The following is a 26,180-nucleotide window of genomic DNA, read 5'->3' as shown; positions in this document are numbered from 1 at the left end:
GTCGTCACCGCGCCCGGCCGCGTCGTCGCCGGCCCGGTCGACGGCCGCACCTCGCTCGTCCGTGGCGGCGGCCCGGGGTTCGGCGGCGGCTCGCTCGTCGGCAGCCGCGGGCCCGTCGTAGGTCGTGTCGGTGAGGGCCAGGCAGCCGCCGAGACCGGCGGCGGTGAGCAGGTACGCCGGGACGAGCAGCCCGGTCACGAACAGCACCGACCCGGTGAGCAGCGCCAGCGGCCACAGCACCCGCGCCACGCCCGCCGGTGCCCGGAACAACGCCGCCGCGAGGAACAGCAGCACCGCGAGCGCACCCGGAAGGGCACCGTTGCCGGGGCGGGCGAGGCCGGGGAAATCAGGCGATCCGGTGCCGGCGGCGGCGCTCCAGAGCGCCGGGGCGAGCGCCACCTGCCCGGCCAGCAGCAGCGCCGGCCCACACAGCAACCAGGCTCTCCGGCCCGAGGTCGGCATGCGCCGCCCGGCGTCGCCGTCCGCCACATCCGCCGCCGGGACGGCCGTCCGCGCCGCGTCGCCGCGTACCGGAGCGGCTGTCCGCTCCCGCCGTACCGCCACCGAGGCGGCCAGGAACGCCGGCACCAGCAGGGCACTCAAGCTCCAGGCGAGCACACCGCCGCGCCACACCAGATCCTCGGTGCCGAGCAGGGCGTGCCCGACCGCGTTCCCGGCCAGGCCGAGCGCCAGCCCGGCGACCGGCCGGGGCACGGAAGCGGCGACGGCGGCGAGCCAGACCAGGCCGGCGAGCAGCCCGGCGCAGGCCAGCCAGAGCTGGGCCGGGCCGCCGGGTTGCGCGGTGAGCGCCAGCCGGGCCACCGCCAGCACACCCGCGGCGACGAGTCCGACCGGGCCGGCACCGATGCGGCGTACGAGCGTGGGCGCGGCGAGGGCGAGCAGGAACCAGCCGAGCGCGAACGCGCCGAGCAGTTCGGCCGGCGTCTCGGCGGCCTGGCCGAACAGGGTGATGATCGACGGCAGCCAGACCCGCAGCACGTCCAGCAGAATCGCGATACCCAGCGCGAGCGCCAGGGTGGAGAGGTGACGGTGCCGCACGGGCGCCTCTTCTCGTGACCGACGGGGTTTTCGGCACGGCGATTCTGCGGGGCGCGGCGGTGGGCGGTCAACGCGTACCCATGCGAAAGGGCGCCCACCGCGAACGGTGGGCGCCCTTTCGTGGGCCGTCCGGTCAGCGCCGGGTGGCGGCCTTCTTGGCCGGCGCCTTCTTCGCGGGCGCCTTCTTCGCCGCCGTGGTCTTCTTGGCCGTGGCGGACTTCGCCGCGGTCGTCTTCTTGGCGGTGGTGGTCTTCTTCGCCGCGGTGGACTTCGCCGCGGTCGTCTTCTTCGCCGCCGTGGTCTTGGTCGCGGCGGCCTTCTTCGCCGGCGCGGCCTTCTTGGTCGCGGTGGTCTTGGTGGCCTTCGCCGCCGTGGTCTTCTTCGCGGCGCCGGTGGTCTTCGCCGCGGTGGTCTTCTTCGCGGCGCCGGTGGTCTTCTTCGCGGCGGCGGTGTCCTTCGGCACCTTGCCGCTGGCCACCATCTCCTTGAAGCCCGCGCCCGCCCGGAACGTCGGGACGGAGGTCTTCTTGACCTTCACCGCCTCGCCGGTACGCGGATTGCGCGCTGTTCGGGCTCCCCGGACGCGCTTCTCGAACGCTCCGAAACCGGTGATCGCCACCTTCTCGCCCTTGGTGACCGCCGCCTGGACCTCAGCGAGAACCGCGTCGAGCGCGGCCGTCGCCGTCTTCCGGTCCCCCAGGCGAACGGCGAGCGCCTCGATGAGCTCGGCCTTGTTCACGACTTCCTCCCGATTGTGCAACTGACTCGACGCGAGCCATTCTGCGCGCACGGTATGCCCTGTGCTGCCTGGACACAAACATTCGGTGGAAAAAAGCCCTTGTGTCGCAACGGATTCGCCCCCACCGGGTGCACCGGTGGGGGCGAATAGCGCTGGAAGTCAGGCGATCGAGGGCAGGAACGCCGGCCGGGCGGCCTCGTACGCGCTGATCTCAGGCTCGTGCCGGAGGGTGAGTCCAATGTCGTCCAAGCCCTCCATCAGCCGCCAACGGCTGTGGTCGTCCAGCGGGAACGCCCAGGTGGCGTCACCGGCGTGGACCTGACGGGAGGCGAGGTCGACAGTGATCGGCGTGGTCGGCTCGGATTCCACGAGATCCCACAGTTCTTCCACGGCTTTCAATTCCAGCTCGACCGGAAGGAGACCTTCCTTGAGCGCGTTGCCACGGAAGATGTCGCCGAAGCGAGGCGAGATGACAGCCCGGAAGCCCCAGTCCCGCAGCGCCCAGACGGCGTGCTCCCGGGAGGATCCGGTGCCGAACTCGGGGCCGGCGATCAGAATCGACGCACCCGAATGGACGGGATCGTTGAGGACGAATGACGGGTCCTCCCGCCACGCGTTGAACAGACCATCTGCGAATCCGGTCCGGGTCACCCGCTTGAGGTACACGGCGGGGATGATCTGGTCGGTGTCCACGTTGGATCGGCGCAGCGGCACGGCCGTGCCGGTGTGGGTGGTGAACTTGTCCATCTGTCGGCTGCCCTTCTACAGGTCGGCGGGGGCGGCCAGCCGGCCGACCACGGCGGTGGCGGCGGCGACCGGCGGGGACACCAGGTGGGTACGCCCGCCCCGGCCCTGGCGGCCCTCGAAGTTGCGGTTGGAGGTCGAGGCGGAGCGCTCGCCCGGCTTCAGCGTGTCCGGGTTCATGCCCAGACACATGGAGCAGCCGGCGAAGCGCCACTCGGCGCCGGCGTCGGAGAACACCTTGTCCAGCCCCTCGATCTCGGCCGCCTCGCGGACCGCGGCGGAGCCGGGCACCACGAGCATGCGTACGCCGTCGGCGACCCGCCGCCCGCGCAGCACCTCGGCGGCGGCCCGCAGGTCCTCCAGGCGGCCGTTGGTGCAGGAGCCGACGAAGACCACGTCCACGGCGAGGTCGCGCATCGGGGTGCCCGGGGTGAGGTCCATGTACTCCAGCGCGCGACGGGCCGCGACCCGCTCCGGCTCGGTGACGAACTCCTCCGGGTCCGGCACGGTGGCGCCCAGCGGCACGCCCTGCCCGGGGTTGGTGCCCCAGGTCACGAACGGCGTGATCCGGCTCGCGTCCAGCGTGACCTCGGTGTCGAAGGTCGCGCCCTCGTCGGTCGGCAGCGTCCGCCAGTACTCCAGCGCCGCGTCCCAGTCGTCGCCCTGGGGCGCGTTGGGCCGCCCCTTCAGGTACGCGAACGTGGTCTCGTCCGGCGCGATCATGCCGGCCTTGGCGCCCCACTCGATGGACATGTTGGCGATCGTCATCCGCCCCTCCATCGAGAGGTCGCGGATCGCCTCGCCCCGGTACTCGACGATGTGACCGCGCCCGCCGCCGGTGCCGACCTGCGCGATCAGCGCGAGCACCAGGTCCTTGGCGGTGACGCCGGGCGCCAGCTCGCCGACGACGTTCACGGCCATGGTCTTCGGGCGGGCCTGCGGCAGCGTCTGCGTGGCCAGCACGTGCTCGACCTCACTGGTGCCGATGCCGAACGCCAGCGCCCCGAACGCGCCGTGGGTGGCGGTGTGCGAGTCGCCGCACACGATCGTCATGCCGGGCTGGGTGAGGCCGAGCTGCGGGCCGATGACGTGCACGATGCCCTGGTTCTCGTCGCCCAGCGGGTGCAGGCGGACGCCGAACTCGGCGCAGTTGCGGCGCAGCGTCTCGATCTGGGTGCGGGAGGTGGGGTCCGCGATCGTGAGCAGGTCGCCGCGCCGGGAGCGGAAGGCCGGGTCGTCGTACCCGGTCGGGGTGTTGTGGTCCTCGGTCGCAATCGTCAGGTCGGTACGGCGGACCCCGCGCCCGGCCAGACGCAGCCCGTCGAACGCCTGCGGGCTGGTCACCTCGTGCAGCAGGTGCAGGTCGATGAAGAGCAGGTCCGGCTCGCCGTCGGCGGAGCGGACCACGTGTGCGTCCCAGACCTTCTCGGCCAGGGTCCTCGGTTGAGTGACTCCCACCATCTGGACATCCTAAATTCTGGGAGGTAAATTTCGGCTTGTGGGACTCAGTATGAGCGGTGTCGGCGTTCTCGACAAGGCGGTGGTCATCCTGGCCGCCTGTGTCGACGGCGCCAGCCTGGCCGAACTCGTTGAACGCACCAAGCTGCCCCGGGCCACTGCGCACCGGCTGGCACAGGCGCTGGAGATCCACCGGATGCTCGTCCGGGACACCCAGGGGCGCTGGCGCCCGGGTCCACGCCTGGGCGAGCTGGCCAACGCGGCCCCGGACGTGCTCCTGACCGCCGCCGAGCCGCTGCTCGCCGCGCTACGGGACGCCACCGGCGAAAGCGCCCAGCTCTACCTGCGCCGCGCCGACGAGCGGATCTGTGTGGCCGCCGCCGAGCGTGCCAGCGGCCTTCGGGACACCGTCCCGGTCGGCTCGGTGCTGCCGATGACCGCCGGTTCGGCGGCGCAGATCCTGCTCGCCTGGGAGCCGCCGGAGGCGGTCATGCCGCTGCTCCCCCGCTCCAAGTTCACCGGCCGCACGCTGGCCGAGGTGCGGCGGCGCGGATGGGCGCAGAGCGTCGCGGAGCGGGAGGCGGGTGTGGCGAGCGTCTCGGCGCCGATCCGCGACCGCACCGGGCGGGTGATCGCCGCGATCAGCATCTCCGGCCCGATCGAGCGCCTCGGCCGCCGCCCCGGGGAACGCCACGCCATGGCCGTGGTCCGAGCCGGCCAGCGCCTCTCCGGCCTCTGACCCACCCTCCTATCGCGTTGATCATGAAGTTAGCGGCATTTTTGATCTCCCCAACTACCGCTAACTTCATGATCAACGGGGTGAGGGGGGTGAGGGTGGGGGATGCGGAACGGCCCGCCTCGCTTGGCGAGACGGGCCGTTCCTGGGTGTAGCCCCGACCGGATTCGAACCGGCGCTACCGCCTTGAGAGGGCGGCGTCCTGGGCCGCTAGACGACGGGGCCAGGCACTTTTCGTGCTTCACCACCCTGCCGGGCGGTGTGGCAGTAGTCTAGCGGCATCCCGTCCGGCAGCACCGAGGGGGGCCACCCCCTGCGCACGTGGCCAGGACAGCAGAAAGCCCGCCCCGGAAAACGGGACGGGCTGTCGGTGCTGTAGCCCCGACCGGATTCGAACCGGCGCTACCGCCTTGAGAGGGCGGCGTCCTGGGCCGCTAGACGACGGGGCCAGAACCTTCATTGCACTCCGTCAGCGTGAGCTGCCGGAATCCAGCGTCCGAGGGTTCTCGCGAACCCGCGGCTGCGCTGGGGTACCAGGACTCGAACCTAGACTAACTGAACCAGAATCAGTCGGGCTGCCAATTACCCCATACCCCATTGGCCCCTTGCGGCGCCGGGAATGAACTTTACCCTCCCGGTGCCGACAGGCCAAATCCAACCCCTCGAAACCCACCTGACCAGCGGAAACGAGGCATCGGAGCGAATCAGGCGACGGGGACCACCGGGTTGCTCAGCTCCCCGATCCCCTGGATCCGCACGGTGACCGTATCCCCCTCGGTGAGCGGGCTAACCCCCGCCGGCGTGCCGGTCAGGACCACGTCGCCGGGCAGCAACGTCATCACGTGCGAGATGTACGACACCAGGCCGGGAACGTCGAACACCATGTCCTTGGTCCGGCCGAGCTGGCGTACCTCCATCTCCTCCGGGTTGCGGCCCACCTCACACCGGATCTCCAGGTCGCTGACGTCGAGACCGGTGGTGATCCAGGGACCGATCGGGCAGAACGAGTCGAAGCCCTTGGCGCGGGTCCACTGCCCGTCGGAGCGCTGAAGGTCCCGCGCGGTGACGTCGTTGGCGCAGGTGTAGCCGAAGATGGCCCGCTCGGCGGCGGCCCGGTCGGCCCGGCGGGCGCCCGGTGCGCCGATCACCACGGCGAGTTCTGCCTCGTGCTCGACCTGCTTGGAGAAGATCGGCAGCCGGATGGCGTCGCGCGGGCCGATCACCGAGGTGGACGGCTTGAGGAAGAGCAGCGGCTCCTTGGGCACCTCGCTGCCGTGCTCGGCGGCGTGCTCGGCGTAGTTACGGCCGACACAGACCACCTTGCTGGGCAGGATCGGCGACAGCAGCCGGACGTCGGAGAGCGCCCAACGGGCACCGGAGAACTGGATCTGCCCGAACGGGTGGCCCTCGATCTCGGCGATGGTCAGGCCCTGCGGCCCGGCCTCCGGCTCGCCCTCGACGACCCCGAACGACATTCCCTTGGCATGAGCAAAACGAGCGATACGCACCCGGCCAATCTATCCCCGCCCGCGTGCCGCCCGGCGGACACCGGCAGGCGGCACGCCCGGCCGCCGCGCCACGCCCTCGCCGACCGCCGCCGGGCCCCGGACCGGCCAAGTGCCGAGCAGGGTACGCGCGATCGCGCCGGACGGGGCGGGAATGGCGGCTTCGTACCCGCCCGGCGGCCCCCGGCCCATAGCTTCGGGTCCGGAGGTTCGTTGGTATGCCTGCATCGAGACGACACCACAGGGCCCTGGCAGTGTTCGTGAACTGCCTCGGCGTCATCGCCGCCGTACCGGCGCTGTCCCCGGCGACGCCAGGCGCGGCCGCCGCCCCCGCCCGTCCGGCCCCACCACCGGCGGTCATCCCCGGTGCCGCGGCCACCCCGATCCCGACCGGCGTGCCGGCGGTGCCCCCGGCGGTGCCGACCACCGGCCCGGCCCCGGTCCGGCCGTCGATGCCCCCGGTCAGCGTGGCGGTGGGCGCGTCGGGCACCCCGGCGCCGGGCTACCGGATCGAGGTCCGCAACGCCGGCTCGGCGCCCGTCGACACGATGGTCCGGCAGGAGCTGCCGAACGGCTCGCGGGCCACCACGGTGACCGGCGGTGGCCGGGCCAGCCGACCCGCCGGGATGAGCGCCGGTGAGGTGACCTGGCGGCTGCGGCTGCCGGCGAAGAGCACCACAACCCTGCACACCGCGCTGTCGGTCCCCGGTCCGGGCCGCTCGGTGACCGCACCCACCTGCGTCTACGGCACGGACGGCACCCGTCCCTTCGACTGCGCCACGGCGACCTGGGTGGGCGCCGCGACGGCCCCGGCGGCACAGGTCACCGCCGCCCCGGCCTGGCGGCGGCCCCCGGTGCTGCTTGCCGCGTTCACCGCGCTGCTGGTGGTCACCGCAGGTGTGCTGTGGTGGGCGGTGTGGCGCCGCCGCCGACGCACCGCGGCGGGAAGCGCCGCGCCGGGCAGCACGGCCCGCGGCGGGACGGGCGCCCCCGGAGGCGGCGCGACGCCCACCGGTACGCCCGTGGGCGGCGCCATGCACACCGGCACCCCCGGAAGCGGTGTGCCCGGCGCAGGCATGCCGGGCGGAGCCGGACCGGGCCAGGGACCACCCGAACGCGGCACCGTCTATCCGCGTACGGCAGTGCCGTCGCCCGCGAGCCGCCGTCGCCGGCCGCCGGTCTGGCTCGTGGTCGGCGTGGCGGCCGCGGTGCTCGCCGGTGTGGTCGGCGCGGCCGCCTGGTCGGCCACGCAGCGGGTGGCCGCGATGGACACCACCAAGCAGCCGACGAGCGGCGCGTGGGTGGGCAGCAGCGTCACCGGCGCGCTGGGCCAGCCGCTGCGCGAGACCGCGTTCGAGTTCACCGTCTACCGGGTGAGCTGCGGCGCCGGCGTCCTGCCGGCGGCGCCGGGCGGCGGACGCCCCTGCCTGGCCACGGTCGGGGTGCGCAACCTCACCAACGAGGACCAGACCTGGCACGGGCAGTTGCAGCGGGCGTACCTGCCGAGCGGCAACTGGGTGGCAGCCGACGAGGACGCGACCCGCGTGGCGAACCTGGGCCGGGACGTCTTCTCCCAGCCGGTGGCCGCCGGGCGGCGGGTGCTGCTACCCCTGGTGTTCACCATGCGCGGCGACGAGCCGCCGAAGCGGTTGGAGCTGCGCAGCGGCGTCTTCTCCGCGGGCGTGCGGGTGGACGTGGCGTGATCCGGGCACGGGCGGCGGTCGTACCCTGGGGTGTGTGACCGCCGCCCTCGCCCCCGCGCTCGACCTGGCCGACTGGCGGGCGCGCCGGCACGCCCACGAGGCGCGGGTGGACGCCTGGCTGACGCCGCACCTGGCCCGCCGCCGTTCCGGGGTGAAGCACCCGGTGGAGGACTTCCTGTTCACCTACTACTCGCACCGCCCGGCGCAGTTGCGCCGCTGGCACCCGGGTGCGGGCGTGGTGCTGCGCGACGCCGACCCGGCCGGTTTCGGCCCGGACTACACCGCGAGCGCCGCCGGGCTCACGCTCGACACCGATCGGGTACGCGCGCGGCGCGCCGAGTCGATCGCCTGGATCCGTACGCTGCTCGCGGCGACCGCCGGGCGCCCGGCGCAGTTCGGCTGTTTCGGCATGCACGAGTGGGCGATGGTCTACCGGCAGACCCAGGAGCAGGTACGGCACAACGCCTGGCCGTTACGGCTGAGCCCGGCGGCGACGGCGGAGGTGGTCGAGGAGCGCGGCGTGCGGTGCAGCCACTTCGACGCGTTCCGGTTCTTCACCGCGCCGGCCCGGCCGCTCAACGTGCTCCAGCCGACCCGGGAGGGTCAGCACGCGCTGGAGCAGCCGGGCTGCCTGCACGCCAACATGGATCTCTACAAGTGGGCGTACAAGCTGTCGCCGCTGGTGCCGTCGGAGCTGGTGGCGGACTGCTTCGCGCTGGCCCGGGAGATCCGGGAGCTGGACATGCGGGCCAGCCCGTACGACCTGGCCGACCTGGGTTACCCGCCGGTGCGGGTGGAGACGCCGGAGGGCCGGGCCGAGTACGCCGCCGCCCAGCGCGGGTTCGCCGAGCGGGCCGCCGGGTTGCGTACCCGGCTGCTGGCCGCGCTGGACCGGGCCGCGCCGGCCGGCCGACGCTGAGCGCGGGGCCGGCCGGCGCGGGGATCAGTTCGCGGCGCAGGTCAGCGCCGGCGCCGGGTTCGGGACGGCACCGTCGGCCAGGAACCCGAACGTGGTCTGGGCGGCCGGGGCCAGGGCGCCGTTCCAGCTCGCGTTCCGGGCGGTCACCGTGGTTCCGCTCTGCGTCACGTCCGCGCTCCACGCCTGGCTGATCCGCTGGCCGGCGGTGAGCGGGAAGCGCACGGTCCAGCCGGCGATCGACGCGGCGCCGCCGTTGCGGACCGTCACCTCCCCCTGGAAGCCGCCGGGCCACTGACCGGCGAGGCGCCAGGTGGCGGTGCAGCCGCCGGCCGTGGGCGTCGGGCTGGCGGTGGGTGACGGGCTGGTCGTCGGTGACGGGCTGGTCGTGGGCGTCGGGCTGACGGTCGGCGACGGTGTGGGGCTGCCGGTCGGGGACGCGGTCGGGCCGGGCGTGGTCCGGTCCAGCGCGGCGACCAGCGCCGGGTACCACCTGTCGGACATCTTCTGGTCGCCGGCGGCGTTCGGGTGCACGCCGTCGTACGTGTCGGTGGCGGTGCTGAACCCGGTCCACTGGTCGACCACCACGATCGGCGACGCGGCTGTCGTCTTCCCGGCCGCCCAGCCGTCGACGAGCGAGTTGAGCGCCACCGTCCGCTGGCCGCACTCGGGGCAGCTCGCCGGGTTCATCGGGATGATCTTCGCGACCAGCACGGTCATGGCCGGGTTGGCGGCCCGCATCTGGTCCACCAGCTTCGAGTAGGCGGCCAGGATCGTGGCGGGCGCGATGTTGCTCCACACGTCGTTGGTGCCGAAGTGCATGAGCACGACGTCCGGCCGGGTGGCGGCCAGCCAGCCCGGCAGCAGGTTCTGGTTCGCCACGTTCGTCGCGAGGTAGCCGCCGTGCCCTTCGTTGTCGCCGTCGTACGGCACACCGCAGCCCTGCGGCCCGAGCGTACCGACGAAGTCGACGTCGGTGTGGCCGGTGGACTGGAGGCGGTTCCAGAGCACTGCCCGCCAGCAGCCCGGCGACCCGGTGATGGAGTCGCCGAGCGGCATGACGCGGACCGGGGTGGCCGCCGCGGCGGCCGGGGGTGTGGTGGCGGTGAGGGCGAGGCCGAGGGCGAGGGCCGGCAGCAGCGCGGCGAGCGCGGTCAGCGCGGCGCGCAGGGGGTTTCGGGACATGCGGAAGGGACTCCTGTCACGGTGACGTGGTGGTCGGTGACGGCCCTGAAGCTCCCGTACGCATTGAAGCGCTTCGACGCCTCCGGCTCAACCCTCCGGGTGCCCCCGATGGCGGTTCCACTCCGGGGCGAGGATCGACATGACGGTGGCGTCCACCCAGTCGTCGCCGTCGCGCAGCACCTGGCGCAGCGTCCCCTCGGCGACGAAGCCCACCTTCTCGTAGGCGCGCCGGGCACGGGGGTTGAACGCGAACACCTCCAGCCCGATGCGGTGCAGGCCGAGCTGCTCGAAGCCGTACCCGACGATGAGCCGGACCGCCTCGGTGCCGAGGCCGCGGTCGCGGCCGCCGGGGCCGATGAGCGTGCGGAAGTTACAGCTCGCGTTGGCCCGGTCCCACTCGTTGAGGACCACCTCGCCGACGCAGGCGCCACCGGCCCGGTCCACCACCGCGAGGTCGAGCCGGTCGTCCTGCCTGTTGCGGGTGCCGTACCAGGCGCGCAGCCGGGACGGCTCGAACGTCTCGCCGGCCGGGCTGCCGGTCAGCCGGACCGCCTCCGGGTCGGCCAGGATCGTGGCGAGCGCCGGCAGGTCGTCGTCGTGGAACGGGCGCAGCACCACGCGCTCGCCGGTGAGCGTGGGCTTGACGGAGAAGTCGATCACGTGGCGAAATTCTCCGGGCGGCGCGCGTGGCGGCTCAACATATTTTCGGTCAGTCGCCGTCCACCCGGCGGTCGCGTTTGCGCTGGGACTGGCGCTTCTTCTCGGCCAGGCGGCGTTCCTTGGCGCCGCGCGACGGGCGGGTCGGGCGACGTGGCTTCGGCGGCGGCGCGACCGCCTCGCGCAGCAGCGCGGCCATCCGTGCCCGGGCGGCCTCCCGGTTGGCCAGTTGCGCGCGGTGCTCACTGGCGGTCACGGTCAGCACGCCGTCGACCAGGCGGCCGGCGAGCCGGGCCAGCGCCCGTTCCCGCAGCGTCTCCGGCACGCTCGGCGAGCCGCCCAGGTCGAAGCTCAGCTCCACCCGGGAGTCGGTGGTGTTCACTCCCTGCCCGCCCGGGCCGGACGAGCGGGAGAACCGCTCCCGCAGCTCGGCGGCGGGAACCACGAGCCGATCGGTGACCCGCAGTCCGTCGTCCACTCCCCGAGGCTAGCGCCCGGCGCGGTGACTCGGGGTGGGGGTGGCGCTCGGCGTGGGACCGGCCCGTTCCTCGCCGCCGCCGGACGCCGCGTACGCGGCCGCACCGACGAGCAGCAGGGCGATCACCGCGAGCTTGAGGACCACGCCCCGGATCGCGAGCCAGGCGTTGCGCCGCGCGCCGGGGACGCTGGTCCGGATCGTCTGGTAGTCCGTCCAGCCGCGTTTCGCCCGCGCGTAGGAGGCGCCGACACCGGCGCCGATGATCAGGCCCACCACGAGGAGGGCCGCAATGACAGCTTGCTCCACCTCCGCCAGTATCCATACTCAGCGTAATATTTCTATGCCCCAATGATCCCACGCCGGATATCCGACACTTCGCACCGATCTTGCGACGCCTGTGCAGGTCAGCGCCGCGCGGGGCGCCGAAGCAACCCCGCGCGGGTGGCCGCGCCGGCGGCTCAGCCGCCCCGGCCGATGATGGTGTCGGCGGTCTGCTGGACCTGGTCGATCGGGATGGCGAAGCCGATGCCGATGGAGCCGTTGCCGTCGATGGTGGCGATCGCGGTGTTCACGCCGACCACCTCGCCGCGCGCGTTCACCAGCGGCCCGCCGGAGTTGCCCGGGTTGATGGAGGCGTCGGTCTGCACCGCCGTGTGCCGGCCGTTGCCGATCCGTACCTGCCGGTTGAGCGCGCTGACGATGCCCGCGGTGACCGTCCCGGCGAGCCCGAGCGGCGACCCGACCGCGAGCACCGGCTCCCCCACCCTCGTCGAGTTCGCCTTGGCCAGCGGCAACGGCGGCAACCCGGCCGACACGGGCACCTTCAGAACCGCCAGGTCGCTGGCCGGTTCCCGGCCCACCACCTCGGCCGGGAAACGCCGTCCGTCCGAGGTCTCCACAGTGACCGCGCCGGAACCGCCCCGGGCCAGGATGTGGTCGTTGGTGACGATGTGCTGCTCGTTGTCAATGGCGAACCCGGAGCCTGACGCGGACGCGCCGGAGCGGCCCCCGACCATCACCGAGACCACCCCGGGCACCGTCTTGCCTGCGGCGGTGACCAGCTCGGCCGGCACCGGCGCGGCGGACGCCGCTGTCGGTCCCGGCGCGCCCCGGTCGGCCGCCCAGGTGCCGGCCGCCGCGCCGGAGACGGTGGACAGCGCCACCACCGCCGCCACGCTCAGCAGCCGGTGCCGCAGGCTGCGCCGCCCGGCCTCCGGCCCACCCCCGGGTACGTCCCGGTAGCCGCGCCCGTCCGGGTCCAGCTCCGGCGAGACGAACCACGGTCCGCGCGGCTCGCCGAGTCCGGTCTGCACTGCCATGCCTGGCTCCTCACGTGTCGTGCGGTCGTGCGGTCGTGGTGTGCGGGGTCAGGGCAGCCGGGAGAACCACCGCAGCGAGCCGGCGGCGGCGCCCATCGCCAGGACCAGCCCGAGGCCGATGAAGCGGGCCGAGATGTCCTGCCGTTCGGTGCGGTAGCCGACCGAGGTGCCGATGTCCTCGTAGACGTCCTTCAGCTCCGCGGTGGTGGACGCCTCGTGGAAGCCGCCGCCGGTCTGCTCGGCGACCGCCCGCAGCGTCTGGCCGTCCACCGGCACCTGGATCGCCCGGCCGCCCCGGTCCACCGAGCCGCCGGGCGTGCCGAAGGAGATGGTGTGCACCGGCACCTTCGCGGCGACCGCCTGGTCGGCGGCCTCCATCGGGTCCATGCCGGAGGTGTTCGCGCCGTCGGAGAGGATGATGATCCGGGCCGGCGGCGGATCCTTGGCGGCGGTGGCGTCCAGGCTCTTGACCGCGCCGAGCGACGTGCTGATCGCCTCGCCGATGGCGGTGCCCTGCACACCGGTGATGCCCTCGGCGAGCCGCCCGATGCCGTCGTGCAGCGCCTCCCGGTCGGTGCTCGGCGGCACCAGCACCGCCGCGCTGCCGGCGAACGCGACGAGGCCGACGTTGAACTCGTCCGGCAGCCCGTCGACGAACCGCCGGCCCGCCTCCTTGGCCGCGCTCAACCGGTCCGGGTCCACGTCACCGGCGAGCATCGAGGTGGAGACGTCCACCGCGACCATCACGGTGGCCCGTTCCCGGGGCACCCGCACCTCCGCCTCGGGCCGGGCGAACCCGACCACCAGCAGCGCCAGCATGGCGAGGAACAGGCCCGCCGGGACGTGCCGCCGCCAGGCCGGGCGGCGCGGGGCGACCCGGTCCAGCAGGCGCAGGTTGGTGAAGCGCACCGCGTACCTGCTCTGCCGCCGTTGCAGCACCAGGTAGCCGGCGACCAGGGCGACGACGGCGAGCAGCAGCCAGAGGCGGGCGGGTGACTGCCAGGTCATGCGACACCTCCGCGGGCGGCGGCCGGCACCGTGGCCAGCCGGCGCTGCTCGTGCACGTACCGGACGACGTCCGCGCACCAGTCCCGATCGGTGCACAGCGCCAGATGGGTCGCGCCGGCCCGGCGCAGCGTGCGGCGCACCTGGTCGCGCTGCTCGGCGGCGGCGCGCGCGTACCGCTCGCGCAGGCCCGGGTCGCCGGTCCACACCTCGCGGTGCCGGCCGCTCTCCGGGTCGACGAGCGTGACCAGGCCGACGTCGGGCAGTTCCAGCTCGCGCGGGTCGGTCACCTCGACCGCGAGCACCTGGTGCCGCACCGCGAGGCGGCGCAGCGCCGCGGCCCACGGGGGCGGCGCGGCGTCCGGGTCGTCGGGCAGCTCGTCGAGGAAGTCGGAGACGATCACCACGAGCCCGCGCCGGGTGGCGACGCGCTGGAGACCGTCCAGCCCTTCGGCAAGGCCGGGCGTCGCGTCCCGCGGTCCCGCGCCGTCGGAGTCCGGCCCGTCTCCGGTACGCGGGGCGCCGAGCAGCGCGCGGAGCAGCCCGAGCAGATGGGTACGCCCGCTGCGGGCCGGGAACCGGCGCAGCCCGTCCGGCGTGAGCACCTGGGCGCCGAGCCGGTTGCCGACCCCGGCGGTGAGGAAGCCGATCGCGGCCACGGCGGCCACCGCCAGTTCCCGTTTGTCCAGCGTGGACGTCCCGTACTCCATGCTGGGACTGGCGTCGACGAGCAGCCAGGTGGTCAGTTCGCGGTCCGCGTCGACCTCGCGTACGTGCGGAACTGTGGTCCGGGCGGTGACCGCCCAGTCCATCCGGCGTACCTCGTCCTCGCCGGGGCGGTACTCGCGGCCGCCGGCCGCCTCGCTGCCGGGTCCGGGCAGCAGGCCGCGGTACCGGCCGTGCAGCAGGCCGTCGAGCCGTCGGGTCACTGTCAGCTCCAGCCGGCGCAGCCGCTGGTCCGGGGCGAGATCGGCGAGCCCGGGTTCGGCCGCGCCGGTCATGCCGCCGCCAGGTCGTTCATCGTCTCCGTGGGCCCGTTCACCAGCCGGGGTGGCGGTACCGCCTCGATCACGCGGCGCACCACGTCCTCGCCGGAGATCCCGTCGGCGATCGCGTCGAAGGAGAGCACGAGCCGGTGCGCCAGCACGTCCACCGCCAGTTCCCGGATGTCCTCGGGGAGCACGTAGTCCCGGCCGTGGACGAGCGCCTGGGCGCGGGCGGCGGCCACCAGGCCGAGCGTGGCCCGGGGGCTGGCACCGTACGCCAGCAGGGGCGCGACGTCGGGCAGGCCGAAGCGTTCCGGGTCGCGGGTGGCGAGGATGAGGCGGACCACGTACTCGGCGAGCGCGTGGTGGACGAACACGTCGGTGGCGCGGCGCTGGAGTTCGCGCAGCCGGGCCGGGTCGAGCACGGTACACGCGGTGGGGCGTTCGGCGCTCATCCGGTAGAGGATGGCCAGTTCGTCGGCGTCGCTCGGGTAGTCGACCACGACCTTCATCAGGAAGCGGTCGCGCTGCGCCTCGGGGAGCTGGTAGACGCCCTCGGACTCGATCGGGTTCTGGGTGGCCAGGACCAGGAACGGGTCCGGCACCGGCCAGCTCCGGCCGGCGATGGAGACCTGCCGCTCGGCCATCGCCTCGAGCAGCGCCGACTGCACCTTGGCCGGGGCCCGGTTGATCTCGTCGGCGAGCACCAGGTTCGCCATGATCGGCCCCAGCTCCACGTCGAACTGCTCGGTCGAGGCGCGGTAGATGCGGGTGCCGACGATGTCGGAGGGGACCAGGTCGGGGGTGAACTGGATCCGGGAGAACGTGCCGCCGACCACTGTGGCGAGCGTCTGCGCCGCCAGCGTCTTGGCCACTCCCGGTACGCCCTCCAGCAGGCAGTGCCCGTCGGCGATCAGAGCGGTGAGCAGGCGGTCGACGAGCCGATCCTGCCCGACGATCACGCGTCTGACCTCGGCGAGGGTCTGTTCCAGCTCGACGCCGCTCGCGTCGGCGTCGACCGGGCTGAGCACGCTGGCCGGGGTGTCCGAGATGTCCGTCACGGTGCTTGCTTCCCGTGCCGGACCGCCGACAAACGTCGGATTATCGGCCCCTGGGCGGCCGTTCCCTCAACGGACGGGCACCATCTCCCCGATCGGGCGGGAACGGCACGAACCGGCGCGGCACCGGCCGGACCGGCACGGAACACGACACCGGTCCCCGCCGGAGCGGGGACCGGTGCGGGGCCGGACGGGTCAGTTGGCGATGACCAGGTGGAACGGCCGGTCGGCGGCGCCACCGGTGGAGTTGCGGGTCTGCACGAAGACCGCGTTCGGGGTCAGCGTGCGAGGCGCGACCGACACCTCACCGGCGGGCGGCACGTTCGCCGTGTCGTTCGTGCCGATGGTCGCCACGTACGCCTTGGCGGACACGTTGTAGTCCAGCAGCACCTGGTACTGCCCGGCGGACACGCCGGTGCCCGGGGTGAACCGGAACGAGGACACCACGTTGCCGGAGTGCTGCAACAGCGTCCCGTTGGCCGCCACGACGGCCCAGGCGACCTGGCCGGCGGCCGGTGGGGCCAGGGTGGCCCGCATCGCGGTCCGGGCGGCCTGCCGCTCGACGGCGGTCACCGGCGGCTGCGCCGTGGAGTGCCGGACGCCGGGCTGTGGCTTCGCCTCCGGCTGGGCGGCCGCGGCGATCCCGCCACCGGCCAGGCTGAGCGACAGCGCGGCGAGCGCCACCACCGTCGCCTTTCGCTTGAAGAATGTGGCCATGAGTTCTCCCTTTGTGGGCCGTGGTGATACGGCGACTGCGCGCGTCAAATTGCGGATCATCGGGTATCCGCCGGGAGCGCATCGCTCGTGAGCTGGCCTTACTACAGAGAGTCGCGACGTCTCAACCAGGTGGAACCTAGCACCGTAAAATGCAGGTGGTCAATAGTGTTATTGCGTGTCCGACCGATCCTCGAAGTTGCCCCAAAATTGCGAGGAACAATTCGCGAAATTGTTTCGGAGGACGTCGCGTCCGCCCGGCTCCGGGTAGCCTCACCATCATGATCACCCTGCCGCCACTGCCCCGGGCCGGCACCCGGGGCGGCCGCCCGGCCACCGTCGCGTGCTGGCTCGCGGTCGCGCCGGTCGCCGCGTGGGCGCTGGTACGCCTGACCGGACTGGAACGCGGTCCGCTGGTGCTGGCGTTCGCGTTCACGCCGTACGTCGCCGCCGTGGCCCCGGTCGTGGCGGTGGCGGCGCTCGCCCTGCGGCGCCGCGCCCCGGCGGTGGTCGCGGCCCTCGCCGCGGTGGCGCTGATCGTCGCGGTGGCGCCCCGCGCGATTCCCGGCGACCGGCCCGCCGCCGCCGCCGGGCCGACGCTGCGGCTGCTCACCGCCAACCTGCGCCTCGGCTCGGCCGACCCGGCGGCGCTGGTCGGCCTGGTCCGCGATCAGCGGGTGGACGTGCTCACGGTGCAGGAACTCACCCCGGCGCTCGCGGCCGAGCTGGACCGGCTCGGCCTGGCCACGCTGCTGCCGCACCGGTCGCTGAGCCCCGAGGTCGGCTCGACCGGCTCCGGCGTGTACGCCCGGCACCCGCTGCGCGATGCCGGTCACCGGCGCAACCAGGGCTTCTTCTTCACCCAGGCGTACGCGACGGTGACGGTGCCGGGGGCGCCGTCGCTGCGGGTGGAGTCGGCGCACCCGGCCGCGCCGTACGCCCCGGACGTGGTGCCGGACTGGTGGACCGACCAGCGCGCCCAGCCACCGGCCACCCCGGACGGCGGGCTGAGCGTGCTGGCCGGTGACTTCAACGCCACGCTCGACCACGCGGCGCTGCGCCGCCTGATCGCCACCGGCTACACCGACGCGGCGGATGCGGCCGGGGCCGGGTTCGGCGGCACCTGGGGCCCGTACGACGGCGACCCGATCCCGCCGGTCGCCATCGACCACGTGCTCGTGGACCGGCGCATCGCGGTGCACGCCGCCGGCACCCACCCGGTGCCGGGCAGCGACCACCGCGCGCTGCTGGCCGAGCTGCGCCTGCCCGCCGGCTGAGTCAGGCCGCCGTCCCGCCCGGCACCCGGGCCCGGTCCAGGCCGTAGGTGAGCGCGTCGACCAGGGCGTGCCAGCTCGCCTCGACCACGTTCGGGTGCACGCCCACAGTGGTCCAGTCGCGGCCGACGCCGGCCGTCTCCACGAGCACGCGCGTGACCGCGCCGGTGCCGTGGCTGCCCTCCAGGATGCGCACCTTGTAGTCGGCCAGCTCGAACTCGCGCAGCTCCGGGTAGTGGCGGGCCAGACCCACCCGCAGAGCCTCGTCCAGCGCGTTGACCGGGCCGTTGCCCTCGGCGGTGGCGATCACCCGCTCGCCTCGTACGCGAATCTTCACTGTGGCCTCGGAGACCACGGCGCCGTCCTCGCGGTGCTCGACGATCACCCGGTACGACTCCAGCGCGAACGGCCGGACCGGCGCGGCGCCCGGCAGCTCGGAGCGGACCAGCAGCTCGAACGAGGCGTCGGCGGCCTCGAACGACCAGCCGTCGGCCTCCAGTTCCTTCACGCGCCCGGTGACCCGGGACAGGGTGTCCGGATGGCCGGCCAGGTCCAGACCGAGCTCACGGCTCTTGAGCTCGATGCTGGCCCGGCCGGCCATCTCGGTCACCAGGATCCGCATGTCGTTGCCCACCACAGTGGGTTCCACGTGGTTGTAGAGCAACGGGTCGACCTTGATCGCGCTCGCGTGCAGCCCGGCCTTGTGAGCGAAGGCGGCGGCCCCGACGTAGGCCTGGTGGGTGTCGGGGGCGATGTTGGCGATCTCGGCGATGGCGTGCGAGACCCGCACCATCTGTTCCAGGCAGCCCTCCGGTAGGACGGGCATGCCCAGCTTGAGCTGGAGGTTGGCGACGATCGCGAAGATGTCGGCGTTGCCGGGGCGCTCGCCGTACCCGTTGGCGGTGCCCTGCACGTGCCGGACGCCCGCCTCGACCGCGGCGATCGTGTTCGCGACCGCGCAGGCGGTGTCGTTCTGCGCGTGCATGCCGAGCCGTTCCGGCGCGATCCCGGTCCGCGCCACCAGTCCCTCGATCACGGCGGTGACCTGGGAGGGCAGCATGCCGCCGTTGGTGTCGCAGAGCACGAACCGCTCGGCGCCGGCGGCCAGTGCGGTCTCCGCCACGGCGGAGGTGTAGCCCGGGTCGAAGCGGAACCCGTCGTAGCAGTGCTCCCCGTCGACGAAGACGCGCCGGCCCTGCGCCACCAGGTACGAGACGGTGTCGCGGATCATCGCGAGGTTCTCCTCGGCGGTGGTGCGCAGCGCCCGCTCCACGTGCCGCAGGTCCGCCTTGGCGACCAGGGCCACGGCCGGGGTCTGCGCGTCGAGCAGGCCGCGCACCTGCGGGTCGTCCTCGACCGCGAGGCCGGCCTTGCGGGTGGCGCCGAAGGCGACCAGGATCGCGTGCCGCAGCTCCAACTCGGTACGGGCGCGGCGGAAGAACTCGGTGTCCTTGGGCACCGCGCCCGGCCAGCCGCCCTCGATGAAGCCGACTCCGAGGTCGTCCAGCAGGCGGGCCACCGCCAGCTTGTCGACCACCGAGTACGTGAGCCCTTCGCGCTGCGCGCCGTCGCGCAGCGTCGTGTCGTATACCTGGAACGTCATCGGAGTCCTCTTCTCGTGCCCTGGGGAGCAAACAAAAAGACCCCCCGCGGATGCGGGAGGTCTGCGCGCTCGGCGAGGGAAGGGCCGGCGCGCTAGCTGCTAATGATCAGGACGAAGCTGGTCACGACCCGTACTCTGCCACCCCGCCCCCGGTTTTGGGAGGCGTAACCCATATTCCGGGACGACGACCCGCCCGGTGATCGTCTTCACACCCGGGCACGCCCGCCACGAGCGCAAACGGGGCTACGGAAGAATCTTGAACAGATCCAGTTACTGGCCCGGCGGTGCTGCCGGGCCACGCTCAAGGAGGACCCGTGCTCACTGTCGGTGACCACTTCCCCGAGTACGAACTCACCGCCTGCGTGTCGCTCGACGCCGACAAGGCGTTCGAGACGATCAACCACAAGTCCCACGAGGGCCAGTGGCGCGTCGTGTTCTTCTGGCCGAAGGACTTCACCTTCATCTGCCCGACCGAGATCGCCGAGTTCGGCCGCCTCAACGGCGAGTTCGCCGACCGGGACGCCCAGGTGCTCGGCGTCTCCGTCGACAACGAGTTCGTCCACTACGCCTGGCGCAAGGACCACCCGGACCTGCGCGAGCTGCCCTTCCCGATGCTCAGCGACATCAAGCGTGAGCTGACCTCCGCCTGCGGCGTGCTCGGCTCCGACGGTGTCGCGCAGCGGGCCACCTTCATCGTGGACCCGAACAACGAGATCCAGTTCGCCATGGTGACCGCCGGTTCGGTCGGCCGCAACGTCTCCGAGGTGCTGCGGGTGCTCGACGCGCTCCAGACCGACGAGCTGTGCCCGTGCAACTGGAACTCCGGCGGCGCGACGCTCGACGCCAACGCGCTCCTCGCCGGCGCCGGGGCCTGACATGGGCCTGGACGTGATCAAGGCAGGTCTGCCCGAGTACGCCAAGGACATCCGGCTCAACCTCGGCTCCACCATCACCACCTCGACGCTGAAGCCGGAGCAGGCGTGGGGCACCGCCCTGGCCTGCGCGGTGGCGGCCCGCAACCCGGTGGTGCTGCGGGAGATCGCCGCCGAGGCGGCCGGTCACCTCACGCCCGAGGCGGTCCAGGCGGCCAAGGGCGCGGCGGCGGTCATGGCGATGAACAACGTCTACTACCGGGCCAAGCACCTGATCGGCGACGAGCAGTACGCGTCGCTGCCGGCCCGCCTGCGGATGCAGATCATCGCCCGCCCCGGCGTGGAGAAGACCGACTTCGAGCTGTGGTGCCTCGCCGTCTCGGCGATCACCGGCTGCGGCGTCTGCCTGGAGTCGCACGAGAAGACGCTGCGCGCCGCCGGGTTCAGTCGTGAGCAGGTGCACGAGGGGCTGCGGATCGCCGCCGTCGTACACGCCGCCGCGGTGACCCTGGACGCGGAGGCCGCACTGGCCTGATCCACCCTCCGCGCGCCCGACCGGCGCCGCGCGGGCCGACGACCCGAGGGGCCGGCGTCACCAGCGTGGCGCCGGCCTCGGCGTCTGCGGGCCGTCCGCCGGCCCTTCGGCGGTTGGCCCCCGGACAGCGTGGGTAACCCTCCCGACTGATGACGGCGCCGCGACAGCCGCGGCCCTCGGGACGGGAGGCGGCACATGGACGGACTGGACCCGCGCGCCACGCACGGCGGCACCGAGCCGATCCTCGACGACGGCCGGGGCACGGTCGCCGGCGGCGCTCCGGCGGGCGCCTTCGACCCGTGGCGCTACCGCGACGAGGCGGGCGTGGCGAGCGCCGACCTGACCGGCTACAAGGTCGAGGCCACCGACGGCGCCATCGGCAAGATCGACCGGGCGAGCCACGAGGTGGACGACAGCTACCTGGTCGTGGACACCGGGCCGTGGGTCTTCGGCAAGAAGGTGATGCTCCCGGCCGGGACCGTGAACCACGTCGACCACGACGCCCGCACCGTGCACGTCGACCGGGAGAAGGACCAGATCAAGGCCGCCCCGGAGTACGACGAGTCCAGCCACGCCGACCCGGGCTACCGGGACCGGCTGGGCGGCTACTACGGCGAGAACCACTCGGCGCTGCCGCCGGACGTACCGCCGCGCATCTGACACCTCGGCGACGGCCGGCGGGGACGTGCTGACGCCCCGCCGGCCGTTACCGTGTCAGCTGTGGACGCCCCGGAGAGCCCCTTCCCCGCCCTGTTCAACTTCCGCGACGTCGGCGGATACGCCGCTCGCGACGGGCGCACCGTCCGCCGCGGCCGGCTCTACCGCTCCGACTCGCTGCACCGCATCGACGACACCGACCGGACGGCGTTCACCGCGCTCGGCATCCGTACCGTGATCGACCTGCGCCGGCCGTCCGAGGTGGAACGCGACGGGCGGGTGCCCGACTACGACGGCCTGACCTACCGGCACATCCACCCCGAGCACGCCGACTGGGCCGCGAACCGGTTCGACTCCTCCGGCGTCAGCCTGGCCCGCTACCTGGCCGACCGCTACGCCGACCTGGCGCGGACCGGCACGGCCGGGCTCGCCGAGGCGGTCGGGTTGATCGCGGACAGCGCCAACGCCCCGGTGGTGGTGCACTGCGTCGCCGGCAAGGACCGCACCGGCATCGTCTGCGCGCTCACGCTGGCGGTGCTCGGGGTGCCCGACGAGGACGTGGTCGCCGACTACGCCCTCAGCAGCGCCGCGTCGCAGCGCTTCGCCGAGTGGGTACGCGCCACGCTGCCGGACGCGGAGGAACCGCCGCCGCCGTTCCTGGCCTCCCCGGCCGAGGCGATGGAACTGTTCCTCGCCGAGCTGCGCGGCGGCTACGGCTCCGTCGAGGGCTACCTGACCCACGCCGGCGTCACCGAGGCGCAGCTGGAGTCCCTCCGCACCCACCTCCTGGACGAGCCCGCCCAGCGGTGATCAAGGACCGAACTCCTTGATCACCGCGTGCGGGCCGTCAGAGGACCCGGGTCACCCAGCCGTGGGGGTCGGCGGCGCGGCCGCGCTGGATGTCCACCAGCGTCTGGCGCAGGGCCATGGTGGTCCGGCCCGGCTCGCCCCCGCCGATGAGGAACTCGCCGTCCGGGAAGCGCACGCCGCCGATCGGGGTGATCACGGCGGCGGTGCCGCACGCGAACACCTCGCGCAGCCGCCCGCTCGCCGCGTCCGCCTGCCAGTCGGCGAAGCTGACCGGCCCCTCCCGCACCTCGTGCCCGGCCTCGGCGGCCAGCGCGAGGATCGCGTCGCGGGTGATGCCCGGCAGGATCGTGCCGCCCAGCGGCGGGGTGACGATGCTGCCGTCGTCGTAGACGAAGAAGACGTTCATGCCGCCCAGCTCGTCGACGTACCGCCGCTGCACCGCGTCCAGGAACACCACCTGGTCGCACCCGGCCTCGATCGCCTCGGCCTGGGCCGCCAGCGAGGCGGCGTAGTTGCCGCCGCACTTGGCCGCGCCGGTGCCGCCGGGTGCGGCCCGGGTGTAGTCCGGCGAGACCCACACCGTCACCGGCTTCACGCCACCGGCGAAGTACGCGCCGGCCGGCGAGGCGATCACGCAGTAGAGGTACTCGTTCGCCGGCCGGACACCGAGGAAGACCTCGCTGGCGAACATGAACGGACGCAGGTAGAGGCTGGCGTCCTCGTGCTCGGGGATCCACGCCTGGTCGATCTCGACCAGGCTGCGCAGCGACTCCACGAACGTCTGCTCCGGCAGCTCCGGCATCGCCAGCCGGCGGGCGGACGCGTTGAACCGGGCCGCGTTGGCCTCCGGGCGGAACATCGTCACCGCGTCACCGGTGCGGTACGCCTTCAGTCCTTCGAAGATCTCCTGCGCGTAGTGCAGCACCGCCGCGGCCGGGTCCATCGGGATCGGCGCCCGCGCCTCCAGGCGGGCGTCGTACCAGCCCTTGCCCTCGGCGTAGCGGATGGTGACCATGTGATCGGTGAACACCCGGCCGAAGCCCGGGTTCGCCAGCAGGGCGGCCCGGTCGGCGGCGGATACCGGCGCGGGATTCGGACGGATCTCGAAATCGAGCATGTCACCACCGCTCATCGCGCTGACCTCCCTGCGGGTTGACGGCATGCGGGATCGCACGCCGACGTCACTGGTGCCAGAAACTTACCCCGAACGGTCGTTCAGCGGATAGCTCCGCCCCGGCGGATGCGACGCGCCGGACGGTCGGGTGGGCCCGGTGACGGGTCTGGCGGCCCGGTACCGGGCCGCCAGGAAGGTCGGCCCGGTCAGGCTACGGAGAGCGCGGCGAGCCGGTCGCCGACTTCCTCGGTGCGCAGCGGCGCCCCCGGCGTACGCCCGGCCAGCTCGGTGCCGACCGCGGCGGTGACCCGGGCGGCGGCGTCGGGGTGGCCGAGCTGGTCCAGCAGCAGCGCGGCGGACAGCACGGCGGCGACCGGGTCGGCGACGCCCTGGCCGGCGATGTCCGGCGCCGAGCCGTGCACCGGCTCGAACATCGACGGGTAGCGCCCCTCGGGGTTGATGCAGCCGCTGGCCGCCAGCCCGATGCCACCGGTCACGGCGGCGGCGATGTCGGTGAGGATGTCGCCGAAGAGGTTGTCGGTGACCACCACGTCGTACCGCGACGGGTTCGTCACCAGGAACATCGCGGCTGCGTCGATGTGCTGGTATTCCGTGGTCACGTCCGGGTGCTCGGCGGCCACCGCGGCGAAGGCGCGCGCCCAGAGCGACCCGGCGTGGGTGAGCACGTTGGTCTTGTGCACGAGCGTGACCTTGCGCCGCTCCCGGCGGGCGGCGCGGGCGAACGCGTCGCGGATCACCCGCTCGACGCCGTGCCGGGTGTTCAGGCTCTCCTCGGTGGCCACCTCGGCCGGGGTGTCCCGGTGCAGCGCGCCGCCGGCGCCCGCGTACAACCCTTCGGTGCCCTCACGGACCACCACGAGGTCGACCTCGCCGGGCTTGACCGCGGCCAGCGGACCGGCCACACCGGGCCAGAGCCGGGACGGGCGCAGGTTGACGTACTGGTCGAAGGCGAACCGGAGCTTGAGCAGCAGACCGCGCTCCAGCACACCCGGCGGCACGGTCGGGTCGCCCACCGCGCCGAGCAGGATGGCGTCGTGACCGGCCAGCTCGTCGAGGACGGAGTCGGGCAGCACCTCACCGGTACGGTGATAGCGCGCCGCGCCCAGGTCGTACTCGGTGGCCTCGATGCCGGGCACCACCGCGTCGAGGACCTTGCGGGCCTGCGCGACCACCTCGGGTCCGATGCCGTCGCCGGCCACCACCGCGATGTGTGCCACCTGAGGCTCCTCGTCTCGTCGTTAGGCGCAACCGTACGTCGCCGTCCCGGCCCCCGGTACGAATCTTCCAACATCCGGGACGGTGAATCACAGGAGGCTCCCAGCCGACACTCATGGTGCGGTCATCTCCACTGCTTAGGGTCGGGGTCACGGGCCGACGGGGGCCCGGAATCCGGCACCGCCGCGACGCGGCGGCGACCATCGAGGGGGCAGGTGTCATGCGGATCGAGCACCGGCGGACCCACTGGGCGGACGAACAGCCACGTACCCGCTGGGTCGACCAGTCCGCGTTCCGCCCGGCCCGCCTGGACCTGCATCTGGGTGCCACGAACCACCGCGTCGAGCGGTCCGGCGCCGCCGCGTCCGGCCGGATCAGCGTCCGCCACACCGTCACCACCTCGACCGCCGACTACACCATGCTGCTCAACGCGCCGGAGTGGTTCGGCCACCGGGCCGTGAGCGAGGCGCTGCGCGACGCCGTCGCCGAGCTGCGCGCCGTCGACCTCACCTACGGCCCGAACCGGCCGGACAGCCTCGTCTCCCGGCTGCGCCGCGACGAGATCAGCCCCGACTCGTACCCCCCGCTGGCCGACCTGATCGACCTCTGCGCCGCGATGCGTGCGGCCACCGACGGCTGGTTCGACGCCTGGGCCGTGCCCGGCGGCTTCGACCCGGGCGGCCTGCTCGGTGGCTGGGCGGTGGAGCGGGCCGCGGCGCGGTTGCGCGCCGCCGGCATCCACGACTACGCCGTGCTCAGCGGCGCCGACCTGACGGTACGCGGACACGCGGCGCACGGCGGGCCGTGGCGCGTCGCGGTGCACCATCCCACCGAAACCCGCCGGACACCGGTGGTGCTGGAGATGACGACGGGCGCGGTCGGTACCTCCGGCGTCACCGGCCGGCGGGGACACGTCGTCGACCCGCACACCGGCGAGCCGACCGACCGGCTGGTGGCCGCCACCGTGCTCGGCCCGAACCTCGCAGTCGCCGACGCCTACGCCACCGCCCTGTACGCCGCCGGACCGGCGGGGCTGGCCTGGTTCCGCCACGACGCGGACTACCGCCCCCTGTTCGCGCACCACCGGCGCTGACCTGCTGCTCGGCGCGGAGCGCGATCGGCCCCCACGGTCTCGGCAACGACCGTGAGGGCCGGTCAGCGACGAGTGCGCGTGGCTCGCGCAATCGAGGGGTGCGGGCCGAGGGGCCGGGCGCCCGACCGCGCCACCCGAAGACGGGCCGGGGATCGACTCAGCGGAAACCGCACCGGTACGCTAGCGAATCGACGCAACTCGACGCAAGAGTCTCCACAGCGGACGCCGGGTGAACGATGTCGGCAATCAGCGGTGAACGCACGGTGGGGCAGAGGTGACGGGCCGGGCCCGGGATGGCACGCTGTCCGCCGTGAGTTTCGATCTGAGCGTGTGGGCCCTGCCGAACGGGGCGACACCGGAGCAGGTACGGGCGGCCGTGCAGCAGTGCCGCGACGGCTGGCACGGCAAGCAGCACCCCGACCCGCGACTCGTCGCCTTCTACCGGGCGATCACGGCGAGCTACCCGGACCGCCCGGCCCGGCCCGGTACGCCGTGGGAGGTGGCGCCGCTGCACACGGCCGCCGACCACATCGAGATGAACCTGTATCCGGCCTGCCCGGACCAGGTCCTGCTGGACATCGAGCGGCTGGCCGGCGAGCACGACCTGATGCTCTTCGACGCGCAGGACGGCTCGGTCTACCCGCCACCGGCCCGCGTCCGTTCCTGACCCACCGGGACGACGAAGGGCCCGGCCGCATCCGGCCGGGCCCCGATGTGTCCTGTT

General features: G+C 73.4%; 26 protein-coding genes, 3 tRNA genes and 1 pseudogene. 10 read left to right on the top strand and 20 right to left on the bottom strand.

Annotated features, from left to right (window positions below; translation table 11 throughout):
* The 4 genes and pseudogenes from F8279_RS10585 to leuC all read right to left on the bottom strand — a co-directional run.
* Positions 1-1,059, bottom strand: a pseudogene (locus F8279_RS10585) (endonuclease); the annotation flags it as partial.
* Between the two features lie 133 nt (positions 1,060-1,192).
* Positions 1,193-1,798 carry an HU family DNA-binding protein gene (locus F8279_RS10580; protein ID WP_091419419.1) on the bottom strand — a complete coding sequence of 202 codons (606 nt, stop codon included), beginning with the start codon at positions 1,796-1,798 and terminating at the stop codon, positions 1,193-1,195.
* Positions 1,799-1,957: 159 nt separating this feature from the next.
* Positions 1,958-2,545: a 3-isopropylmalate dehydratase small subunit gene (leuD, locus tag F8279_RS10575; protein ID WP_091419416.1), complete on the bottom strand. Its 588-nt coding sequence runs from the start codon at positions 2,543-2,545 to the stop codon at positions 1,958-1,960.
* 15 nt (positions 2,546-2,560) lie between these two features.
* Complete coding sequence (leuC, locus tag F8279_RS10570; RefSeq protein WP_091419414.1) at positions 2,561-4,003, bottom strand: 3-isopropylmalate dehydratase large subunit; 1,443 nt, start codon at positions 4,001-4,003, stop codon at positions 2,561-2,563.
* Positions 4,004-4,052: 49 nt separating this feature from the next.
* Here leuC and F8279_RS10565 point away from each other — a divergent pair, with 49 nt between their 5' ends.
* Positions 4,053-4,739 (top strand): IclR family transcriptional regulator, encoded by a 687-nt coding sequence (locus F8279_RS10565; protein ID WP_013284529.1) that lies wholly within the window; start codon positions 4,053-4,055, stop codon positions 4,737-4,739.
* A gap of 149 nt (positions 4,740-4,888) precedes the next feature.
* Here the strand turns inward: F8279_RS10565 and F8279_RS10560 are convergent.
* From F8279_RS10560 to F8279_RS10545, 4 genes are all read right to left on the bottom strand, one after another.
* Positions 4,889-4,961: transfer RNA gene (locus tag F8279_RS10560), tRNA-Glu, on the bottom strand.
* A 151-nt stretch (positions 4,962-5,112) separates the two neighbouring features.
* Positions 5,113-5,185 (bottom strand) — tRNA-Glu (locus F8279_RS10555).
* A gap of 76 nt (positions 5,186-5,261) precedes the next feature.
* A tRNA-Gln gene (locus F8279_RS10550) sits at positions 5,262-5,333 on the bottom strand.
* A 107-nt stretch (positions 5,334-5,440) separates the two neighbouring features.
* Positions 5,441-6,244 (bottom strand): fumarylacetoacetate hydrolase family protein, encoded by an 804-nt coding sequence (locus F8279_RS10545; RefSeq protein ID WP_013284528.1) that lies wholly within the window; start codon positions 6,242-6,244, stop codon positions 5,441-5,443.
* Between the two features lie 215 nt (positions 6,245-6,459).
* Here F8279_RS10545 and F8279_RS10540 point away from each other — a divergent pair, with 215 nt between their 5' ends.
* Both F8279_RS10540 and F8279_RS10535 read left to right on the top strand, forming a co-directional pair.
* Positions 6,460-7,944, top strand: a complete 1,485-nt coding sequence (locus tag F8279_RS10540; RefSeq protein ID WP_091419412.1) for a hypothetical protein — start codon at positions 6,460-6,462, stop codon at positions 7,942-7,944.
* Positions 7,945-7,978: 34 nt separating this feature from the next.
* Complete coding sequence (locus F8279_RS10535; RefSeq protein ID WP_091419409.1) at positions 7,979-8,863, top strand: 3-methyladenine DNA glycosylase; 885 nt, start codon at positions 7,979-7,981, stop codon at positions 8,861-8,863.
* Between the two features lie 24 nt (positions 8,864-8,887).
* On the opposite strand, the gene F8279_RS10530 is transcribed toward F8279_RS10535, so the two are convergent.
* The 9 genes from F8279_RS10530 to F8279_RS10490 form a co-directional block, all read right to left on the bottom strand.
* Entirely contained in the window at positions 8,888-10,045 is a 1,158-nt protein-coding gene (locus F8279_RS10530) for a cellulose binding domain-containing protein (RefSeq protein ID WP_091419406.1), read from the bottom strand.
* 87 nt (positions 10,046-10,132) lie between these two features.
* Positions 10,133-10,705 (bottom strand): GNAT family N-acetyltransferase, encoded by a 573-nt coding sequence (locus F8279_RS10525; protein WP_091419402.1) that lies wholly within the window; start codon positions 10,703-10,705, stop codon positions 10,133-10,135.
* 49 nt (positions 10,706-10,754) lie between these two features.
* Entirely contained in the window at positions 10,755-11,180 is a 426-nt protein-coding gene (arfB, locus tag F8279_RS10520) for an alternative ribosome rescue aminoacyl-tRNA hydrolase ArfB (RefSeq protein WP_091419400.1), read from the bottom strand.
* 9 nt (positions 11,181-11,189) lie between these two features.
* Complete coding sequence (locus tag F8279_RS10515) at positions 11,190-11,486, bottom strand: hypothetical protein (protein ID WP_091419397.1); 297 nt, start codon at positions 11,484-11,486, stop codon at positions 11,190-11,192.
* A 152-nt stretch (positions 11,487-11,638) separates the two neighbouring features.
* The gene (locus F8279_RS10510) at positions 11,639-12,499 is read right to left on the bottom strand and encodes a S1C family serine protease (RefSeq protein ID WP_091419395.1); all 861 of its coding nucleotides are present in this window, start codon (positions 12,497-12,499) and stop codon (positions 11,639-11,641) included.
* 48 nt (positions 12,500-12,547) lie between these two features.
* A complete protein-coding gene (locus tag F8279_RS10505) occupies positions 12,548-13,507 on the bottom strand; it encodes a VWA domain-containing protein (protein WP_091419392.1) in 960 nt (319 codons plus the stop codon).
* On the bottom strand, positions 13,504-14,505 hold the full coding sequence (locus tag F8279_RS10500) for a DUF58 domain-containing protein (RefSeq protein WP_151499810.1): 1,002 nt from the start codon (positions 14,503-14,505) through the stop codon (positions 13,504-13,506). Before F8279_RS10500 ends, F8279_RS10505 begins: the two co-directional genes overlap by 4 nt.
* Positions 14,502-15,551 carry a MoxR family ATPase gene (locus tag F8279_RS10495; RefSeq protein ID WP_091419387.1) on the bottom strand — a complete coding sequence of 350 codons (1,050 nt, stop codon included), beginning with the start codon at positions 15,549-15,551 and terminating at the stop codon, positions 14,502-14,504. The genes F8279_RS10500 and F8279_RS10495 overlap by 4 nt, the downstream gene beginning before the upstream one ends.
* Positions 15,552-15,743: 192 nt before the next feature.
* Complete coding sequence (locus F8279_RS10490; protein ID WP_091419385.1) at positions 15,744-16,265, bottom strand: hypothetical protein; 522 nt, start codon at positions 16,263-16,265, stop codon at positions 15,744-15,746.
* Between the two features lie 278 nt (positions 16,266-16,543).
* Here F8279_RS10490 and F8279_RS10485 point away from each other — a divergent pair, with 278 nt between their 5' ends.
* Positions 16,544-17,539: an endonuclease/exonuclease/phosphatase family protein gene (locus F8279_RS10485; protein ID WP_192580671.1), complete on the top strand. Its 996-nt coding sequence runs from the start codon at positions 16,544-16,546 to the stop codon at positions 17,537-17,539.
* A gap of 1 nt (position 17,540) precedes the next feature.
* On the opposite strand, the gene cimA is transcribed toward F8279_RS10485, so the two are convergent.
* On the bottom strand, positions 17,541-19,139 hold the full coding sequence (gene cimA, locus F8279_RS10480; protein WP_151499809.1) for a citramalate synthase: 1,599 nt from the start codon (positions 19,137-19,139) through the stop codon (positions 17,541-17,543).
* Positions 19,140-19,453: 314 nt separating this feature from the next.
* Here cimA and F8279_RS10475 point away from each other — a divergent pair, with 314 nt between their 5' ends.
* The 4 genes from F8279_RS10475 to F8279_RS10460 all read left to right on the top strand — a co-directional run bounded on the left by F8279_RS10475 (position 19,454) and on the right by F8279_RS10460 (position 22,013).
* Positions 19,454-20,014 carry a peroxiredoxin gene (locus F8279_RS10475; protein ID WP_091419379.1) on the top strand — a complete coding sequence of 187 codons (561 nt, stop codon included), beginning with the start codon at positions 19,454-19,456 and terminating at the stop codon, positions 20,012-20,014.
* A 1-nt stretch (position 20,015) separates the two neighbouring features.
* A complete protein-coding gene (locus F8279_RS10470; RefSeq protein ID WP_091419376.1) occupies positions 20,016-20,546 on the top strand; it encodes a carboxymuconolactone decarboxylase family protein in 531 nt (176 codons plus the stop codon).
* Between the two features lie 195 nt (positions 20,547-20,741).
* Positions 20,742-21,206, top strand: coding sequence for a hypothetical protein (locus tag F8279_RS10465; protein ID WP_091419374.1), 465 nt, complete (start codon positions 20,742-20,744; stop codon positions 21,204-21,206).
* A gap of 51 nt (positions 21,207-21,257) precedes the next feature.
* On the top strand, positions 21,258-22,013 hold the full coding sequence (locus F8279_RS10460) for a tyrosine-protein phosphatase (protein ID WP_091419372.1): 756 nt from the start codon (positions 21,258-21,260) through the stop codon (positions 22,011-22,013).
* 37 nt (positions 22,014-22,050) lie between these two features.
* Here the strand turns inward: F8279_RS10460 and F8279_RS10455 are convergent, their stop codons facing one another.
* Positions 22,051-23,145: a branched-chain amino acid aminotransferase gene (locus F8279_RS10455; protein ID WP_091419369.1), complete on the bottom strand. Its 1,095-nt coding sequence runs from the start codon at positions 23,143-23,145 to the stop codon at positions 22,051-22,053.
* A 188-nt stretch (positions 23,146-23,333) separates the two neighbouring features.
* The gene (locus F8279_RS10450; RefSeq protein ID WP_151499808.1) at positions 23,334-24,365 is read right to left on the bottom strand and encodes a 3-isopropylmalate dehydrogenase; all 1,032 of its coding nucleotides are present in this window, start codon (positions 24,363-24,365) and stop codon (positions 23,334-23,336) included.
* Between the two features lie 218 nt (positions 24,366-24,583).
* On the opposite strand from F8279_RS10450, the gene F8279_RS10445 reads away from it, so the two are divergent.
* The gene (locus tag F8279_RS10445) at positions 24,584-25,456 is read left to right on the top strand and encodes an FAD:protein FMN transferase (protein WP_091419363.1); all 873 of its coding nucleotides are present in this window, start codon (positions 24,584-24,586) and stop codon (positions 25,454-25,456) included.
* Between the two features lie 310 nt (positions 25,457-25,766).
* On the top strand, positions 25,767-26,123 hold the full coding sequence (locus tag F8279_RS10440; protein WP_175438698.1) for a hypothetical protein: 357 nt from the start codon (positions 25,767-25,769) through the stop codon (positions 26,121-26,123).
* The last annotated feature ends 57 nt before the right edge of the window (positions 26,124-26,180 follow it).

It is taken from the genome of Micromonospora sp. AMSO1212t, from assembly GCF_008868145.1.
Lineage (GTDB): Bacteria > Actinomycetota > Actinomycetes > Mycobacteriales > Micromonosporaceae > Micromonospora > Micromonospora tulbaghiae.
The sequence above is the reverse complement of the archived record's forward strand: the minus strand, read 5'-3'. Positions and strand labels throughout refer to the sequence as shown.